19 protein-coding genes and 1 pseudogene are annotated in these 15,934 nt (G+C 45.8%); 5 read left to right on the forward strand and 15 right to left on the reverse strand.

Annotation, left to right across the window (positions count from 1 at the left end; all coding sequences use genetic code 11):
• Positions 1 to 59: 59 nt before the first annotated feature.
• The 4 genes from lepA to gpr all read right to left on the reverse strand — a co-directional run bounded on the left by lepA (position 60) and on the right by gpr (position 4,811).
• The gene (gene lepA, locus MHH76_RS13805; protein WP_020452263.1) at positions 60 to 1,898 is read right to left on the reverse strand and encodes a translation elongation factor 4; all 1,839 of its coding nucleotides are present in this window, start codon (positions 1,896 to 1,898) and stop codon (positions 60 to 62) included.
• 145 nt (positions 1,899 to 2,043) lie between these two features.
• Positions 2,044 to 2,367, reverse strand: a complete 324-nt coding sequence (locus MHH76_RS13810; protein ID WP_023855247.1) for a YqxA family protein — start codon at positions 2,365 to 2,367, stop codon at positions 2,044 to 2,046.
• Between the two features lie 14 nt (positions 2,368 to 2,381).
• Positions 2,382 to 3,587, reverse strand: coding sequence for a stage II sporulation protein P (locus tag MHH76_RS13815; RefSeq protein ID WP_025811133.1), 1,206 nt, complete (start codon positions 3,585 to 3,587; stop codon positions 2,382 to 2,384).
• 117 nt (positions 3,588 to 3,704) lie between these two features.
• Positions 3,705 to 4,811: a GPR endopeptidase gene (gene gpr, locus MHH76_RS13820; protein ID WP_025811132.1), complete on the reverse strand. Its 1,107-nt coding sequence runs from the start codon at positions 4,809 to 4,811 to the stop codon at positions 3,705 to 3,707.
• A gap of 204 nt (positions 4,812 to 5,015) precedes the next feature.
• Here gpr and rpsT point away from each other — a divergent pair, with 204 nt between their 5' ends.
• Positions 5,016 to 5,282, forward strand: coding sequence for a 30S ribosomal protein S20 (gene rpsT / locus MHH76_RS13825; protein WP_020452267.1), 267 nt, complete (start codon positions 5,016 to 5,018; stop codon positions 5,280 to 5,282).
• A 59-nt stretch (positions 5,283 to 5,341) separates the two neighbouring features.
• Positions 5,342 to 5,544 (forward strand): annotated as a pseudogene (gene ureC / locus MHH76_RS13830) (urease subunit alpha); the annotation flags it as partial.
• A gap of 207 nt (positions 5,545 to 5,751) precedes the next feature.
• On the opposite strand, the gene MHH76_RS13835 reads toward ureC, so the two are convergent.
• Positions 5,752 to 6,036, reverse strand: a complete 285-nt coding sequence (locus MHH76_RS13835) for an RNA polymerase alpha subunit C-terminal domain-containing protein (RefSeq protein WP_025811131.1) — start codon at positions 6,034 to 6,036, stop codon at positions 5,752 to 5,754.
• Positions 6,037 to 6,404: 368 nt separating this feature from the next.
• On the reverse strand, positions 6,405 to 6,761 hold the full coding sequence (locus MHH76_RS13840; protein ID WP_023855250.1) for a winged helix-turn-helix transcriptional regulator: 357 nt from the start codon (positions 6,759 to 6,761) through the stop codon (positions 6,405 to 6,407).
• 252 nt (positions 6,762 to 7,013) lie between these two features.
• Here MHH76_RS13840 and MHH76_RS13845 point away from each other — a divergent pair, with 252 nt between their 5' ends.
• The gene (locus MHH76_RS13845) at positions 7,014 to 7,535 is read left to right on the forward strand and encodes an NAD(P)H-dependent oxidoreductase (RefSeq protein ID WP_025811130.1); all 522 of its coding nucleotides are present in this window, start codon (positions 7,014 to 7,016) and stop codon (positions 7,533 to 7,535) included.
• Positions 7,536 to 7,644: 109 nt separating this feature from the next.
• Here the strand turns inward: MHH76_RS13845 and holA are convergent, their stop codons facing one another.
• Positions 7,645 to 8,670 (reverse strand): DNA polymerase III subunit delta, encoded by a 1,026-nt coding sequence (gene holA, locus MHH76_RS13850; protein WP_023855252.1) that lies wholly within the window; start codon positions 8,668 to 8,670, stop codon positions 7,645 to 7,647.
• A 229-nt stretch (positions 8,671 to 8,899) separates the two neighbouring features.
• Here holA and MHH76_RS13855 point away from each other — a divergent pair, with 229 nt between their 5' ends.
• Positions 8,900 to 9,031: a YqzM family protein gene (locus MHH76_RS13855; RefSeq protein WP_003183686.1), complete on the forward strand. Its 132-nt coding sequence runs from the start codon at positions 8,900 to 8,902 to the stop codon at positions 9,029 to 9,031.
• Between the two features lie 24 nt (positions 9,032 to 9,055).
• On the opposite strand, the gene MHH76_RS13860 is transcribed toward MHH76_RS13855, so the two are convergent.
• The 4 genes from MHH76_RS13860 to MHH76_RS13875 form a co-directional block, all read right to left on the reverse strand.
• On the reverse strand, positions 9,056 to 11,443 hold the full coding sequence (locus MHH76_RS13860) for a DNA internalization-related competence protein ComEC/Rec2 (RefSeq protein ID WP_025811129.1): 2,388 nt from the start codon (positions 11,441 to 11,443) through the stop codon (positions 9,056 to 9,058).
• Positions 11,444 to 11,447: 4 nt separating this feature from the next.
• Entirely contained in the window at positions 11,448 to 12,017 is a 570-nt protein-coding gene (locus tag MHH76_RS13865) for a ComE operon protein 2 (RefSeq protein WP_020452273.1), read from the reverse strand.
• Positions 12,018 to 12,085: 68 nt separating this feature from the next.
• The gene (locus tag MHH76_RS13870; RefSeq protein WP_339224598.1) at positions 12,086 to 12,388 is read right to left on the reverse strand and encodes a helix-hairpin-helix domain-containing protein; all 303 of its coding nucleotides are present in this window, start codon (positions 12,386 to 12,388) and stop codon (positions 12,086 to 12,088) included.
• Positions 12,342 to 12,713, reverse strand: a complete 372-nt coding sequence (locus tag MHH76_RS13875) for an SLBB domain-containing protein (RefSeq protein WP_339223369.1) — start codon at positions 12,711 to 12,713, stop codon at positions 12,342 to 12,344. The genes MHH76_RS13870 and MHH76_RS13875 overlap by 47 nt, the downstream gene beginning before the upstream one ends.
• Positions 12,714 to 12,795: 82 nt before the next feature.
• Between MHH76_RS13875 and comER the strand changes: the two genes are divergently transcribed.
• Entirely contained in the window at positions 12,796 to 13,617 is an 822-nt protein-coding gene (comER, locus tag MHH76_RS13880) for a late competence protein ComER (RefSeq protein ID WP_043054399.1), read from the forward strand.
• A gap of 70 nt (positions 13,618 to 13,687) precedes the next feature.
• Here the strand turns inward: comER and MHH76_RS13885 are convergent, their stop codons facing one another.
• From MHH76_RS13885 to MHH76_RS13900, 4 genes are read right to left on the reverse strand one after another with little or no spacing between them, the layout of a single operon-like run.
• The gene (locus MHH76_RS13885; RefSeq protein ID WP_023855255.1) at positions 13,688 to 14,443 is read right to left on the reverse strand and encodes a class I SAM-dependent methyltransferase; all 756 of its coding nucleotides are present in this window, start codon (positions 14,441 to 14,443) and stop codon (positions 13,688 to 13,690) included.
• Positions 14,440 to 14,796: a ribosome silencing factor gene (gene rsfS / locus MHH76_RS13890; protein WP_023855256.1), complete on the reverse strand. Its 357-nt coding sequence runs from the start codon at positions 14,794 to 14,796 to the stop codon at positions 14,440 to 14,442. The genes MHH76_RS13885 and rsfS overlap by 4 nt, the downstream gene beginning before the upstream one ends.
• A gap of 13 nt (positions 14,797 to 14,809) precedes the next feature.
• Entirely contained in the window at positions 14,810 to 15,373 is a 564-nt protein-coding gene (yqeK, locus tag MHH76_RS13895) for a bis(5'-nucleosyl)-tetraphosphatase (symmetrical) YqeK (RefSeq protein WP_025811126.1), read from the reverse strand.
• Entirely contained in the window at positions 15,363 to 15,932 is a 570-nt protein-coding gene (locus MHH76_RS13900) for a nicotinate-nucleotide adenylyltransferase (RefSeq protein ID WP_025811125.1), read from the reverse strand. Before MHH76_RS13900 ends, yqeK begins: the two co-directional genes overlap by 11 nt.
• Positions 15,933 to 15,934 lie beyond the last annotated feature (2 nt).

A 15,934-nucleotide genomic window follows, 5' to 3' on the forward strand; every position in this document is an offset into this window, starting at 1 on the left:
TGTTTTCACCTTCTTTTACAGGAAGAAGCCGCAGTGTGTTACGCTGCGGCAGCTCATGATTATGATTTCGGGCTGCTGTCGTCCATTTTCAGGACTGCCATAAAGGCTTCCTGCGGAACTTCGACAGAGCCGACCTGTTTCATTCTTCGCTTTCCTTCCTTTTGCTTTTCGAGCAGTTTGCGTTTTCTGGAAATATCCCCGCCGTAGCACTTCGCCAAAACGTTTTTGCGCATGGCTTTGATGGTTGAACGGGCGACAATTTTTGTGCCGATGGCTGCCTGGACAGGCACTTCAAACTGCTGGCGCGGAATGAGTTCCTTCAGCTTTTCGACAATAACTTTTCCCCGTTCATACGCATAATCGCGGTGAACGATAAAGGAAAGGGCATCGATTTTTTCGCCGTTCAGCATAATATCCATTTTCACGAGCTTGGACGGTTTATATCCGATGAGTTCGTAATCAAATGACGCATAGCCTTTCGTATTTGATTTAAGCTGATCGAAAAACTCGTAGACGATTTCCGCAAGCGGAATTTCGTAGACAATGCTGACGCGGTTCGCATCAAGGTACTGCATATCGATAAACTGGCCGCGCTTGCCCTGGCACAGTTCCATGACCGCTCCGACAAAGTCGTTCGGCACCATCATCGTCGCTTTGACGAACGGTTCTTCCACCCGGTCGATCTTCTGCGGATCAGGCATATTTGACGGGTTATCGACAACGATTTTTTCTCCGTCTGTCATGTACACGTCATAGATAACGCTCGGAGCCGTCGTAATCAAATCGATGTTGAATTCGCGTTCAATCCGCTCCTGAATAATTTCCATGTGGAGCATCCCCAGGAAACCACAGCGGAAGCCGAATCCGAGAGCCTGGGACGTTTCCGCCTCATACTGAAGGGCTGAATCGTTCAGCTCAAGTTTTTCAAGCGCTTCCCGCAAGTCGTTGTATTTCGCTGTATCAATCGGATACAGACCGCAATAGACCATCGGATTCAGTTTTCTGTAGCCTGGCAGGGCTTCGGGCGCTGGGTTTTCCGCACTTGTAATCGTATCCCCTACACGAGTGTCTCCGACGTTTTTGATTGCGGCCGTCAGGAATCCGACGTCACCGACAGTCAGTTCGTCAACCGGAACGGCCTTCGGTGTGAAAACGCCGACTTCAGTGACTTCAAATTCTTTTCCGGTCGCCATCATCTTGATTTTTTGACCGGCTTTTACGGTACCTTGGACGACTCTGATATAGGCGACGACCCCGCGGTATGCATCATACAGAGAGTCAAAGATCAACGCTTGAAGCGGCGCTTCCGGATCTCCGCTTGGTGCGGGAACCTTTTCAACGATCTGCTCCAATATTTCTTCAATTCCGATGCCTGCTTTTGCTGAAGCAAGGACGGCTTCTGAAGCGTCAAGACCGATGACATCCTCGACTTCCTGGCGGACGCGTTCGGGTTCTGCGCTCGGAAGGTCGATTTTATTAATGACCGGCAGGATTTCAAGGTCGTTGTCAAGCGCAAGGTAAACGTTTGCCAGCGTTTGCGCCTCGATTCCCTGTGCGGCGTCGACGACGAGAATCGCGCCTTCGCATGCGGCAAGGCTTCTCGAAACCTCATACGTAAAATCGACGTGTCCCGGGGTATCGATCAGATGAAAAATATATTCCTCTCCGTCCTTTGCCTGATATTTCAGCTGTACGGAGTTCAGTTTAATGGTGATTCCTCTTTCACGTTCTAAATCCATCGAGTCGAGGAGCTGTTCTTTCATTTCCCTTTGAGTGATTGCCGCCGTCTTTTCAAGGATTCGATCCGCAAGCGTTGACTTGCCGTGATCGATATGGGCGATAATAGAGAAATTTCGGATTCTCGACTGCCTTTGTAATCGTTTTTCTTTATCTGTCACACTAATCACTCCTACTATGAAACGCAATATGCGCTAGCTTAGATTATATCAATAGGGTTGTGAAGATTCAATGCTAAGTCACATATGCTTTCTAAACCCGAAAAAGAAAAAACAAGTCCTGCATCCGACTCGTTTTTTCTTTTACTTATTCCGTTTTTTCCTTTATCCAGTCATACAATGAACGGGCTGTGTTTGTGACCGAATCGGCCAGGGCGCGGCCGGCCGAGGAAAAGAGGTTGAAAGCTTCCAGCTGTTCCAGCTCTTTTTGTTTTTCCTCCAAATCGATTTGATGGCCGAGGACTGACGCCTCTTTCGCATCCCCTTCAGATATGCTGAGCGCCGCTTTTAAATCAGGGTCCTGATACCCTTTCATTTCAATCATTCCGTTGTTCGCCTGCTGCATGCCGAGAAGGACGCCGAAAAACATGACACAGCAAGCCAATATGCATTTTCCCATAAAAGAAGCCACTTCCATCACCTGTCCTATTGTTTTTTCTTATCGTCTTCACCGGTGTCTGCATCAACTTTTTCAGCATTCCAGTACATCTCGCTGAATACATCCGCCATCGCTTCTGCAGCCCGCTCCAGCTCTTCACGGTTATTATCTACGCCGCCAAATTCGATTAAGACGGATCTTTCGTTTAAATCTTGATTATATATGCCATTATCCCCGGCAGCTCCCTTAGATATAACACCGCGGCTCAAACCGGGATATTTTTTTTCCAGCCGCTCATGCAGTTCTTTTGCCAGTTTAAAATTAGCTTCAAAATTAGAGCTCTTTTTCCCAATCACAAACGCGAGCCTCGCATAGCTTTTTCCGTTTATCGTTGTTGTAGTTGCTTTTTTACGTGTTGCATCCCTGTGAATGTCTATAAAATATTGCAAGTCTTTATTTGTGGCTATCGCGTCTTTGACGACTGGTCTCGATTCGTCATATGATCGCGCATAATCCCAGCCTTTTTTCTTCAGGTTCCCCTGGACATCCGTCTTATCCACCTTCGCGCCTACGCCTTGAGAATCCAGAGCTTTACCGAGCATATCGCTGACAAGCGTAACATTTGCTTTCGAATGAAGCGCCCGATTAGGTTCCGTCTCACCTTTTAAAAAGGGGAGATACGATTCCGTATTGTGCGTATTGTAGATAAATACGACTTTTCGGTCACCCGTCGATTGCTCAGGAGGTTTTTCCTCCCCTGTTTGCTTTTTCTGTTTCCCTTCAAGCTCTGCAAGATTCGCTTCTCTCTCCTCTTTTAAAACCTCAGTCGGCGGCGGAGATTCTGACGGCATATTCGTGTAATCCGTCCCTTGCCCTGCAATAAGGATTTCCGAGTCAAAATGAGAGAAGCCCGGAAGCTCCCGACCGAGAAAACTTCGCGGATCTTTTAAATTAATGCTGGTCGCCAGTTTCAAGACGATCGGAGAAAGTTCAAAGCGTTTATTCGGTTCCGGCAATTCTGATGCGAAGTAGTGGTTTTCCATTCCCAAAATGAGCCCAAAGGTCTCGCCCGCCAATTCATCGGTCACCCGGTACAACGATGAAGACGGCCTTAACTCAGGACGCAGCGATGTCAGCACGCCTGATAAAATAAAAACGAGCAGCAGGCTGACGATAAATAAGAATACTGTCTTAATCGCACTTCTTCCATTTACAGCCAGCACAAACTGACGATTCCTGCCTCTTTTTCTCATCGCAAATCCCTCCAGAGCTTGTCTAGTAAATAGACTATGTACAAGATAGAGGAAGTAGAACAAGTTCCGGTAATGCTATAAGCACGAAAAAAAGCGGCCTGGTCAGCCGCCTTAATCTTAGTGGTTATACATTCCTTTATTGTCTTGCGAGACATTTTCATGAAGCGCTGTGTTCAGACCGTTCGCAATCACATTTGCCATATCATCGATAAAGGTATCGACCTCTTTTGGGGTTACCATTAAGTTATGGCCGAGCGGAGCGAGGACTTCATGGATCAGCTGCCTTTTTTCATCCTCTGCGAGGCCTCCGACTATACCGAGAAACGATTTGCGGTGCTCCTCATCGGGAAGGTCTTCTTCGGTGAGGACCTTTCTTTTCCCAAAGCTCATCCCCGCGGGAACGAGCGACCTGGACGGACTGTCATCTCTCATCTCTCTTCCAAAATGCTTCAGCATATAATCAATCGTATCACTCGTGATCGTGACGGCATCGACCACCGTCGGAACACCGATGGCGATGACCGGAATGCCAAGCGTTTCCTCGCTTAATTCTTTTCTTTTATTCCCTACCCCAGATCCGGGGTGTATCCCGCTGTCTGAAATTTGAATGGTAGAATTCACACGCTCGATCCCTCTTGAGGCCAGCGCATCGATGGCAATGACAAAGTCGGGCTTTGAGCGATCGATTACCCCTTGGATAATATCGCTCGTTTCAATGCCGGTCAAGCCCATGACTCCAGGGGAAAGCGCGCTCACTGGACGGTAGCCATCCTCTACATTTTCGGGCTGCAGCTGAAAAAGGTGCCTCGTCACGAGAAGGTTTTCTGTCACTAGGGGGCCGAGTGAGTCGGGCGTGACATTCCAGTTGCCAAGCCCTACAATTAAGCAGCTGGCATCCCGCGGAATGTTCAAATAATCGAGAAATGCGGAAAACTCCTTCGCAAACACATTGACGACTTTTTCCTGCAAGACGGAATCCTGCTGTCTGATCCCTTGTGTTTCAAAGGTTAAATAGCGGCCGGCTTTTTTCCCCGACAGCTTCGCTCCTTCTTCATCAATGTCCATCGTCTGAATTTTGATCCCGTCTTTTTCGTATTCTTTGACTGTAAACCCTTTCAGCTCTTTCTTTGGAGAAGCTTCCTTTTCCTCTGCCAGATCCCTCGCTTCCACGGCTAAGTCTGTCCGGACTGCATATTGACTTAAATCAAGCTTCTTTTTCTCCATATTTGCATTCCCTCCAAAAACATAACTGGTGTTAGTGTGCCCACAAGGTCTGCGAACATTCCCCCGAAGCGGAGCTTTCAAACAAAAATACTTTACATTTATATTGCAATCTAAGGGTGTGTTTGATAGAATACAATTTGTTCTATTGTTGAGATCTAACCTATAGAAAAGGAACAGAGGTTATGTCTTAGGAGGTGAAACACATTGCCAAACATTAAATCAGCGATCAAACGCACAAAAACAAACAACGAGCGCCGCGCGCACAACGCAACAATCAAATCTTCAATGCGCACTGCTATGAAACAAGTTGAAACTTTCGTAAGCAACAACGAAGCAGACAAAGCGAAAGCAGCTCTTTCTGCAGCAGCAAAGAAAATCGATAAAGCAGCTAAAAAAGGTCTTGTCCACAAAAACACCGCAGCTCGTTACAAATCAAACCTAGCGAAAAAAGTGAACGGACTTTCTGCATAATAGAAAGCTTGGCCATGCCAAGCTTTTTTGCTTGCCTTCATAAAAAACGGCTCTCTTAAATGAGAAGCCGTCAGACCGCCGATAAATCGTAAAAACCGCGCGGTCAGCTGGCGGAAGAAAATCAACATGACAATGTACGCGATGCGCTGCATTGCAAGTCAATCCAGCCATAGGGTAGGCTCTGCAGAAAAGGGAATGCTCGCTGATCTCATCCTCTGGGGTCCGGCCTTTTTTTGGCGTCAAGCCTGAACCCGTGCCGAAGCGAAATATTCGCGGATTGAGTAAACTGGACATGAAATGAAATAGCGTATAAGACTTATCAGGGGGGAGAGCTTCCCTTCCACCTGTCAGCTATGTTCAGTCGCACGACGCTATTTTTTGTGCTAAATATTGTTGATTTTTATACAAAATGAGGAAACTTCCAAAAAGGAAATTCCCTTGCTATGTACAAGTTTAATTATTCCGGTGTTTAACTTTTAAATGATAATCCATTTTCCTTCAAAGCAACCCGCAATTTAGGTAAAGACGCTGGTCCCATACCGTGAAATTTCAAAATCTCTTTTTCGCTGTATTTTGACAGATCCTGCAAAGAAGTTATTCCATTGTGTTCCAAAGCTCGTCTGGCTGGCGCAGAGAGCAATGAAAGAAATCCGTTGTCAGGTTTGCGCTGTTGCTCACAAATCGGGCAAACAGGACAATCACTGCTTTTATCATACTGGTGTCCTTTGCTGCAAGTCCTTAAATTCTTTGTCATTTCATTTCTCCTTTTCCGCACATTTTCAATGTTACCGATTTTATCTTTTCTTTTTTGCAATCGTGCCCCTTTGCTATGTTTGGCATCTGATGTTCATATTCAGGATACACCGAAACTCGTTAAACTATCTTCTGGAAAAAGAAAGGCTGCGAAATCGTCGGTTTCAGAAATCGAAGCTCCAACTGGTTCCTGGATCGTCATAGCGTTTTAGTAAGGATGATTTTACTTATAACCTGTGAGTAACTGGAGCAGGCCAAAGCGAAAAACGAAAGAAAGGGAAGCGTCCCAAAAACAATGATCCGGGCTGAAGCGAAAAATAGACACAAATCATGAAAGTCCCCATTGATGCAAAGACTTTTAGGTCAAACTCATTTCTCTTCTTCACTCAATTGCTTCACAAAGTCGAGATGTTTATATCCCCAGCTGCACATATCGGTCAACACCGGCGCCAACGTTTTTCCGTGCCCAGTTAAGCTATATTCGACCTTCGGAGGGATTTCCTGATAAACTTGCCGTTTGACGAGACCATCATGTTCGAGCTCCCGAAGCTGGTTGGTCAGCATCCCCTGTGTAACTCCAGGGAGCATCCGTCTTAGTTCTCCGAAGCGTTTGGTGCCTTCATGAAGTAATACGAACAGGATCAGCGGCTTCCATTTTCCTCCTATGGCCGCCAAAGTTATGATGATACCTTCCGTCGTCTTCATTTCCCGTACTTTTGACTTCATTTTTGTCAACTCCCGATTCGGTATTCGTGTTATCAGTTACGTTACCATATCATTCTGATTCGCGGTAGTACGCTTATTTTACATACATAGTACGGTTTACCGGACTACCATAAACAAGTTCTTTCACCGCAATAGTACGGTTTAAAGGTCTATGTACGAAATAAAAGCGTACTTTGCAATGCCAAAAATATTCGTAATAATTGGGACGAAGAAAGGTTCAAGAAAAACAACAAACGGTAGAGGAAGATGTTTATGAAAATAATGGTAATTGCAGCGCATCCAAATTTGAGGGAGTCCAAATGGAACAAGGCACTAATGAACGAATTGAAAAATCATCCTGATATCTTTATTCGTGATCTGTATCAGGAGTATCAAAATTGGAGTATCGATGTTGAAAAAGAACAGCAATTATTACTTGAATATGACCGGATCGTTCTTCAGTTCCCATTTTATTGGTTCAGCTGTCCGCCTCTTTTGAAAAAATGGTTTGATGATGTGCTGACATACGGCTGGGCGCACGGCCCCGGAGGCGAAAACTTGAAAGGCAAAGAATTCATGATTGCTACGACAACAGGCGGAGCGGAAGAAGAATATCGCGTTGGGGGCCGCAATATGTTCACTGTAGAAGAGTATTTACGGCCGATTGAGGGTACTATTATCCGATGTCATGGCACGTTTCTTCCGGCTTTTACATCCCACAATCCTCATGACAATATCCTCAAAAACGAAGCGAAGCGATATGCAAAGCATGTTTTATCACCTAAGGAAGGATGAAGCTTGCCGATTATGAGGGGAAACGGAAAAAGAAATAAGAACAACTGAAAAGGCTGTCGAGAAAATCTCGACAGCCTAACGGCTCTCTTAAAATTAGAGAGCCGTTTTTTCAATCGGACTGCAAAAGCTTGAGCAAAAACAGCTCAAGCAGGAGCTGCTTGTCTTTTTTGCCTGTCTTCATTTCATAATCCATAACGGCGAGATGCTCGATGATGCTTTTCAGCTCTTCTTCAGAAAACAGCCTCGCCTGGTCGATCGCGAGCTTCACCCTGAACGGGTGAACTTTGAGGTTTGAGGCGATTTGCTTTTGCCCGTACCCCTGCTGCGAAAAGTATTTCGTCTGCATCAAAAGCCTGAACTGGTTTGCGATCAGCGCCATCATTTTGATCGGTTCTTCATTTTGCTTTAACAGATCATAGAAAATCTGCAGCGCTTCTGTACGCTTCCGGTTCACAACCTTGTTGATCAATTCAAAAATATTCTGCTCGAGACCTCTGGCAACGAGCTTTTTGACGTCCTCAAGTGTGATCGAATCCCGATCACCAATATATGTACTAAGCTTTTTCACCTCTTGGGCAATGGCCGACAGGCTGGCATTACACAGGATGACAAGCTCCTCCGCCGCTTCTCGTTCTATGAGCTTCCCCTCTGATTTTGCAAGCCCAGTGATAAAATCAGCCGTTTCCCGGCCGTTCAGTTCTTTTGCTTCAACCATATGGGCGTGTTTTTTCAAGAGCTTGGTCAGCTTTTTCCTCTCATCAAGCTTTTCATAAGGAGCGAGCAGCACAAAAACGGAATAAGGCGCCGGCTGCGCAATATAATCCTCCAGGCTCCCGAGGTTATGCTCCGTTTTATCTTTCTTTTTTTCAGCTGTTAAAAAAGACGGGTTTTTCGCAACAACAAGACGCTTATCCCCCATAAACGGAAAAGTTTCAGCATCTTCAACAGCAAGGTCCAATGCCTCTTCTTCCAGATCAAATACGGAAAGGTTGAAATCCTTCGTCTCTTCGTCAACAACGGCTTGTCTGATCCTTTGAACCGTCTCCTGCAGAAGATACGTCTCTTTCCCGTATAAACAATAAACAGGATGAATATCGCCTTTTTTTAAGCTTTTCCAAATATCAAATACCGTCATCTGCACTTTCCCCTCTTTCATCCTTCCTTTCTATCCTAAAGCGTGTTTTGCAATTAGTAAAGAGAGAAGCGGAGTCACCCGCTCTCTCATTTATAATAAACGCCTTCCATAAACCCCCGGGTCAGTTTATAGAAGACGATGTTCATAAATTTTAGAAAACGGTTGCATGAAGCTCCTAGATTTTTGCAAAGAATTGAATTATACTGGATATCAATAGGAGGGGTAAATTGTGAATGAATTTGAAAAAGACGTGCAAAGCAAACGTAACGATCTTGTAGATTCAGGTGTCGGTTTTATCGTGTCTTTTGGCTTTTTCGCTACAATGTTTATTATCGCTACTGTTATACATCTGGCCGCTTAATCAAGCCAAGTCATGGACACCGCTTTACTCTCCGTCAGGAAAGCGGCTTTTTGACGGCTGCTGTTTTTCAGCAGTCTTTTTTTCTTGCGAGGAATGTACTTTATCATATGGGGGATGAAGTAAAAACGTTCCGTTTCCGCCTCGAAATAGGTACTGAATCGAACCGTGCTGATCCGTTCTGAATACTTTCACATGGTGGCGGTTTAAGATATCCAGCACTTCCCCGTGGGGATGGCCGTAGCGGTTGTGCTCTCCCGCCGAAATGATGGCTGCTTTCGGCTCAATTTGCTTAATCAGATCTTCCCCCGTAGAACCTTTGCTTCCATGGTGACCGACTTTCAGAATATCCGCTTTAAGATTCGGATACACTTTCATCATCTCATTTTCACCTTCCTTCTCCAAATCGCCCGTTAACAGCCACGAAAATTCGCCAGCTTTCAGCCACAACACGAGGGAACCGTTGTTTTTGCTGTTTTTGTCCGCCTCTTTCGGTGAAAGAACATAAAATTCAAGATTGCCAATATGAAGGATGTCACCTCTTTTGGCTACATGTACCTTGACGCCTTCTTTCAAGGCAAGGCGAAGCAGCTTTTCATCAGACGGTTCGGCTGCGAAGCCTTTCGGCACGATCAATTGCTTGACTTTATGTTTTTGGATCAGCACTTGAGCTTCACCAATATGATCCTGATCAGCATGAGTCAAAATTAAAGCATCGAGCTTCTTGACTCCTTTGGATGCCAGAAATGGCATTAATACGCTCTCTCCCAGGGAAAAATCCTTTTTCCGCTTTCTCCACTGCTCTTTCCGGAAGGATACGGTTCCTCCCGTATCAATGAAGACGGTGCCATTCTGACCGGGAGCGCTGACATACATGCTGTCACCTTGGCCGATATCAAGCATTGTGACCTCTCCTTCTCCTGCAAACTGAGGAAGACATACGTGAATAGCAAACACAGCGGCAAGGAAGCCGGACGAAATCATGACCGCACGAAACGACATCTCTTTTTCAAGAAACAGCAAAAACAGAAAAATAGCTGCGAAGTAGAAAAACAACAAAATATCCGGCGGTTTAACCGCAGAAAAAACGAAAATATCCGCGGCAGACACCGATTTAACAGCCTGATGGCTCCACACAAGCAGATGGTCCAGCACACAGGCTGCCGCCTCCCCGAGAGGACGAAAACATATGAAAGCCAACAGACTTCCGAAAGACAGCGGCATGATGATAAAAATATAGAGAGGTATGAAAAGCAGATTCATCACTGTGCTGAGAAATGAAAACTCTTGAAAATGGATGAGCAGGATCGGAAGGGAGGCGAGCTGAGCCAAAAATGACCCCAATAGCAGTTGAGAGATTCGGCTTTTCGGCTTGATCAATATTTCTTTTGAAAGAATGAAAACGAAGGATACGGCAAAAGAAAGCTGAAATCCGGCTTGAAATAGCAGATAAGGATGATACAACAGCAGTCCGAGGCATGCGATGCTGATCACATCGGCGCTTTTGAAGTTCTCATTGGACAGTGATGCCAGCAGATAGATTTCAGACATGAGAATCGCCCTCACTACCGACGGGGCGCCTCCGGTCAAAACTGCCGCAACGGGTAGCCCGAAAACGAGCAGCCATTTGGCGCATTCTCTCGTCAAACCGAAGCGAATAAATACGTGGAACAGAGCGGCCGACAACAGACCGACATGAAGCCCGGAAATCGCTAAAAGGTGAATGATCCCGAGACGCTGATAGCCGTCCAGCACATCTTGTTCAATGAGAAACCGGTCCCCGAAAGTAAGCGCTCTTACAATACCGGCAGCCGGATTAGCCATATTTTCTTCTGTAAAATCAAGGCCCGCTTTTCGGATGTTCAATAGAAATGGCATAAGACCGCCGCCCGGCTTGCAGTTTTCAATGGACTGAACCGCAAATATCCAGTGAATCCCTTTTTGATACAAGGATTCTTTTTGATCAAAAGTTCCAGGAACCGTCTCTTTTTTCGGCGCTCTTAATTCACCTTGCATGACACAGAGGCTTCCCGGCTGAAGAGCGGAGAGCGCCCGTTTTTCTTGCGGAGACCGGATCGTATAGCCCGCTTTCAAAGCTTCCCCCTTATCTGTTTCGGCTGTGAATGAAAGCCGGTTTCCGTCTATTATGGGGATATCCCGAACAGAAGCAAACGTGTGAAATTTGCCTTCATGATAAATCGTTGTATTGAAATGGTCAATCATGTAAAAAGAGGTGAAATATAAAATACAAATCGCTGCACATATGATGAAAAGGAGTATTTGTTTCTTGAAGAAACAGAGGATAAAGAACAGAAAAAAACCGACGGCGAGGAAGAGATAAAGAGAAGAGTGAGCGGAGGCGATTCCAACTGCCGCTGAAATCGCTCCGCACGGGAAGATGCGATGTCTGTCCATTGGATTACACGTAGCTTGTAAACAGTTTGTTAGCCTCTGCGTGTATTTTCCTGATTTCCTCTTCCTCAAGGCCTTTATCAGCCAGCTGTTTGATCAGATCGGCCACAAACGATAACTTTTCCTGGTTTTTTAAGTCGATAATCATCTCATCGAGCTCTACCTGCTCCACTTTAACAGAAGCCTGATCGAAAAGTTCAACCGCGTAAGGATGGTTTTTGTAATCCTTCGCATAGTATATCGTTTTAATACCTGCCTGAATGATCGATTTACAGCATTGAATGCACGGAAAATGCGTGACATATATTTCAGCGCCTTCGGTCGGAACGCCGAATTTTGCACACTGAAGAATCGCGTTCATCTCGGCGTGAATCGTTCTGATGCAATGCCCGTCCACCATATAGCAGCCTTCATCCGCACAGTGAACACCTCCGGCGATCGATCCGTTGTAGCCTCCTGCGATAATCCGTTTATCCCTGACAATCGTCGCCCCTACAGCAAGCCTTGTACACGTGCTGCGAAGCGCCAGCAAATGGCTTTGCGCCATAAAATATTGATCCCAAGAAATCCGTTCCACTTGTTTTCCCTCCAAAAATACGATGTCGACTTCCCTAAGTTTACATATGTTTATCCGCAAACGTCAATTTACTTTACCGTGATGGAAGATTTTATTCTTTCAAAAGACTTTTCTCCAATTCCCGAAACGTTTGTTATGTCTTCAATCGTCTGAAACATTCCGTTCTCCTCGCGGTATTCGACTACCGCTTCCGCTTTTGAAGGACCGATCCCGGGAATCGTCTGAAGCTCCGCAGAGGAAGCCGTATTGATATTGACGATATCACTTGAGCTGCCGTCTGCTCTTGAGTCCGCTTCCGAAAGAGAGCCAGCGGCCTCTTCCCCTTCAAGGAATGTAAAGAACCATACCGTCCCGCAAAACGGCTGCCAGATTAATCTGCTTTTGGTCCGCTTTTTTCTCGGTGCCGCCTGCTTTTTTCAATGCATCGTGCACCCTGTCTCCCTCCTTCATTTGATAGACGCCCGGATTTTTCACAGCGCCTTTCAAATCGATGATAACCTCCTCTTCCCCCGCGTTTTTTTTCCGCTTCACCTCCTCTTTCTTGTCAAAAGTCTGTGCAGAAGCCTCTTCAGGAATGGAGAAGCCGGATGAAGTTTCACGCTTTCCGCTTAACAGCATGAAGGCAGCGCTGATGATCAAGACGAGTGCCACACCTCCCGCCGCATGCCATTTATATTGTTTTAGCCAATCTGTCAAACTGCTCACCTGCTTTCATACATATTTTGAATGAAGCCTTCATATCGTTTAAAAGATACAGGTTCAAAGGAGGGGAGAACGATTGAATATCGGCTTTATCGGGACAGGAAATATGGGGACCATTTTAATTGAGGCGTTGATTGAATCCAGAGCGGTCATTCCCTCATCTTTAACAATTACTAACCGAACGATCGACAAAGCGTTAAACATAAAAAAACGATTCCCAGACATTCAGGTTGCAGAACGGCCGGAAGAAGTGATCACGGAAAGTGATGCCGTGTTTATCTGTGTAAAGCCGCTGGATATTTATCCTTTGCTAAAGCGGCTCTCACCCGTCTTCACCCGCGATCAGATTGTGGTCACCATTACGAGTCCGGTGCAGGTCGAACAGCTGGAAGCCATCGTCTCCTGCCAGGCGGCAAGGGTGATCCCGAGCATTACGAACAGAGCGTTGTCTGGCGTGTCATTATTGACTTTCGGAGAAAGCTGCACAGCTGAGGCAAAAAAAAAATTGACGGCTTTAGTGAGCAAGATCTCAATCCCTCTTGAAATCGAAAGCGGGATTACGAGGGTCGCCTCAGACATTGTCAGCTGCGGCCCCGCCTTTGTCAGTTATTTGGTTCAGGAGTTTATTCAGGCCGCTGTAGAAGAAACCTCCGTCTCAAAAGAAGACGCGATTTTAATGACGACAGAAATGCTGGTTGGTTTGGGAAGGCTGCTCGAAACAGGGCATTACACATTGCCCGCCCTGCAGGAAAAGGTGTGCGTTAAAGGCGGTGTAACCGGTGAGGGAATTAAGGCGCTGGAAAGCGGCGTTCAGGATATGTTCCGCCAGATGTTCCGGAACACCCATTTGAAGTATGAAGAAGATATCGCTCTAGTCAAGAAGCAATTTTCCGTTTGATTCATTGTTTCACGAACGCGCTGAGATTTTCAACAAAGGAAAAATACATTATGAAAAACCATCGTTACGATTAAACGATGGTTTTTGTTTTTTTCGCTGTATAAAAATGACGTTCCGACTCTGCGCCAGGCTCCAATTTTGAAAAATCGGCAGTCACGCACTGCACCTCAAATCCGGCTTGCCGCAATAAGCTGATATACTTTTCCGTCTGGAAAGTCCGCTGTTCATGCGATTCATCAAACCTTTCGTATACGCCTCCGCTTTCTACGAAGAAGGTCAAATCGTGAACAGCTGAATGAGGCTCATCCCCCGCATAGCTTTGCCAAATGACGCTGACTTCTTCATCCTGATCGGCATACGTACTTCCCGGAAAAATGACATCCATTTTGTAAATGGAATGAACATCAAACAGAAGAAGCCCGCCTTCTTTTAATAGAGAAAAAACGTTTTTAAAAGTATTGAAAACGTCTTTTTCGCTCTTTAGATAATTCAGCGAGTCACAGCAGATCACAACCGCGTCAAACTCTTGCCCATGCCCGGCAAGCTCGCGCATATCCTGCTGAAAGAACTGAATATCGAGCTGCCGAACGGCTGCTTTGTACTGAGCCTGTGCAAGCATATCTTCGCTAATATCGATTCCTGTGACATCGTAGCCTTTTTCAGCCAAGCGGACCGATATTTCACCCGTTCCGCACGCCAGATCAAGTATCCGTATACGTTCTTTCTGCTGTGCACCGATCGTTTTTTCAATCCAGCTGACCCACTCATCGTAAGGAGCGTGAGACATCAGCTTGTCATAAATACCGGAAAATCCTTTATAAATCATTCATTAACTCCGAATGAAAGGTCTTCAGTCGGCGCGTCTCCCCACAGCTTTTCAAGGTTGTAATAGCCTCGTTCCTCTTTGTGGAAAACGTGGACAACGACATCGCCCAAATCGATCAAAACCCATCTGGCTTCGTCAAAGCCCTCCATTTTCTTCACATTGATTCCATTTTCTTCAGCTTGATCCTTAATTTCCCGGGCAATGGCCTGAACCTGTTTGTCAGAATTCCCGTGGCAAATCAGAAAATAATCAGCCACAAGGGAAATCCCCTGCATATTCAAGGCGATCATATCTTCCGCCCGTTTATCATCGCAGGCCTCTGCGGCAATTTTTAAAATTGAAGCTTGATCCATTCAGTAATTCCTCCTAGTGTCTATCGTTTACTAAAGCATTATATGTGGCGACCGTTTCCGGATAAACGGCCTGATTTTTTGAAATTAAAAATGTCATCGTATTTTTCAACGCCTCGATAAGCGCCAAATCCAAATCTTCTTCAGCGAGAGTCCGAACCTCTTCAACCCCTGGAAAACGGCGGCCCGGCTCGATATAATCCGCTACATAAATCACTTTCTCAAGAAGCGTCATATTCGGCCTCCCAGATGTATGGAATCGAATGGCTGACAGGATGTCTTCATCCGTAATTCCAACCTCTGTTTTGACAAGCGCGGCTCCTGCCGGCGCATGCCAAAGTTCATGATGAAAATCGAGCACTTCAAGCGGCCCGCCCCCGTTGAGGATGATTTGTTTCATTTCCTCTTTCGGGCGAAATTTGGCATAGTCATGAAATATCGCGGCGATTTCGGCTTTTTTCACATCTGCGCCAAACCGTTCGGCAAGTTTGACAGCCGTCTCCATTACGCCGACCGTATGGATGTAGCGCTGTTCTGTCAGCTGTTCTTGCACGCAGGCTAAGGCTTCCTCACGTTTCATATAGATGATTCTCCTTCACATAGACCTTCACTTCGTCAGGGATTAAATAATCTGTCGGCTGCTGATTTTTAATGCGGTCCCTAAGTAAAGATGATGATACTTCAAAAATAGGCACATCGACAAAAACGAGCGGATACGGCGTCTCAATTTGAAAGCCGGGCCGTTTCACCCCGACAAATTGAATCATGTTGACAAGCTTGTCAATGTTTGACCATTTCGGGAGGTATTCCACCATATCCGCGCCGATAATAAAGTAAAACTTATCGTTTGGATATCGGTCTTTCAGCAGGCGAACGGTATCAAATGTATAAGAAGGGCCTTCCCTTTCGAGTTCGATCGTCTCCAATTTAAATTGCTCTTTCCCCGATATGGCGAGCTTCAGCATTTCCGCCCTGTGCATACTTAGCGAAAACGAGTTTTTTTGTTTATGCGGCGGAATTTGGTTGGGCATGAACCAAATTTCATCAAGATCCAGTTTATACAGGACTTCATTTGCCATTAATAAATGCCCGTTGTGCGGAGGATCAAATGTCCCTCCAAAAATCCCGATTTTCCTCATGA

Origin of the sequence: Bacillus sp. FSL L8-0193, assembly GCF_037976065.1 — a bacterium.
Classification (GTDB): domain Bacteria; phylum Bacillota; class Bacilli; order Bacillales; family Bacillaceae; genus Bacillus; species Bacillus paralicheniformis.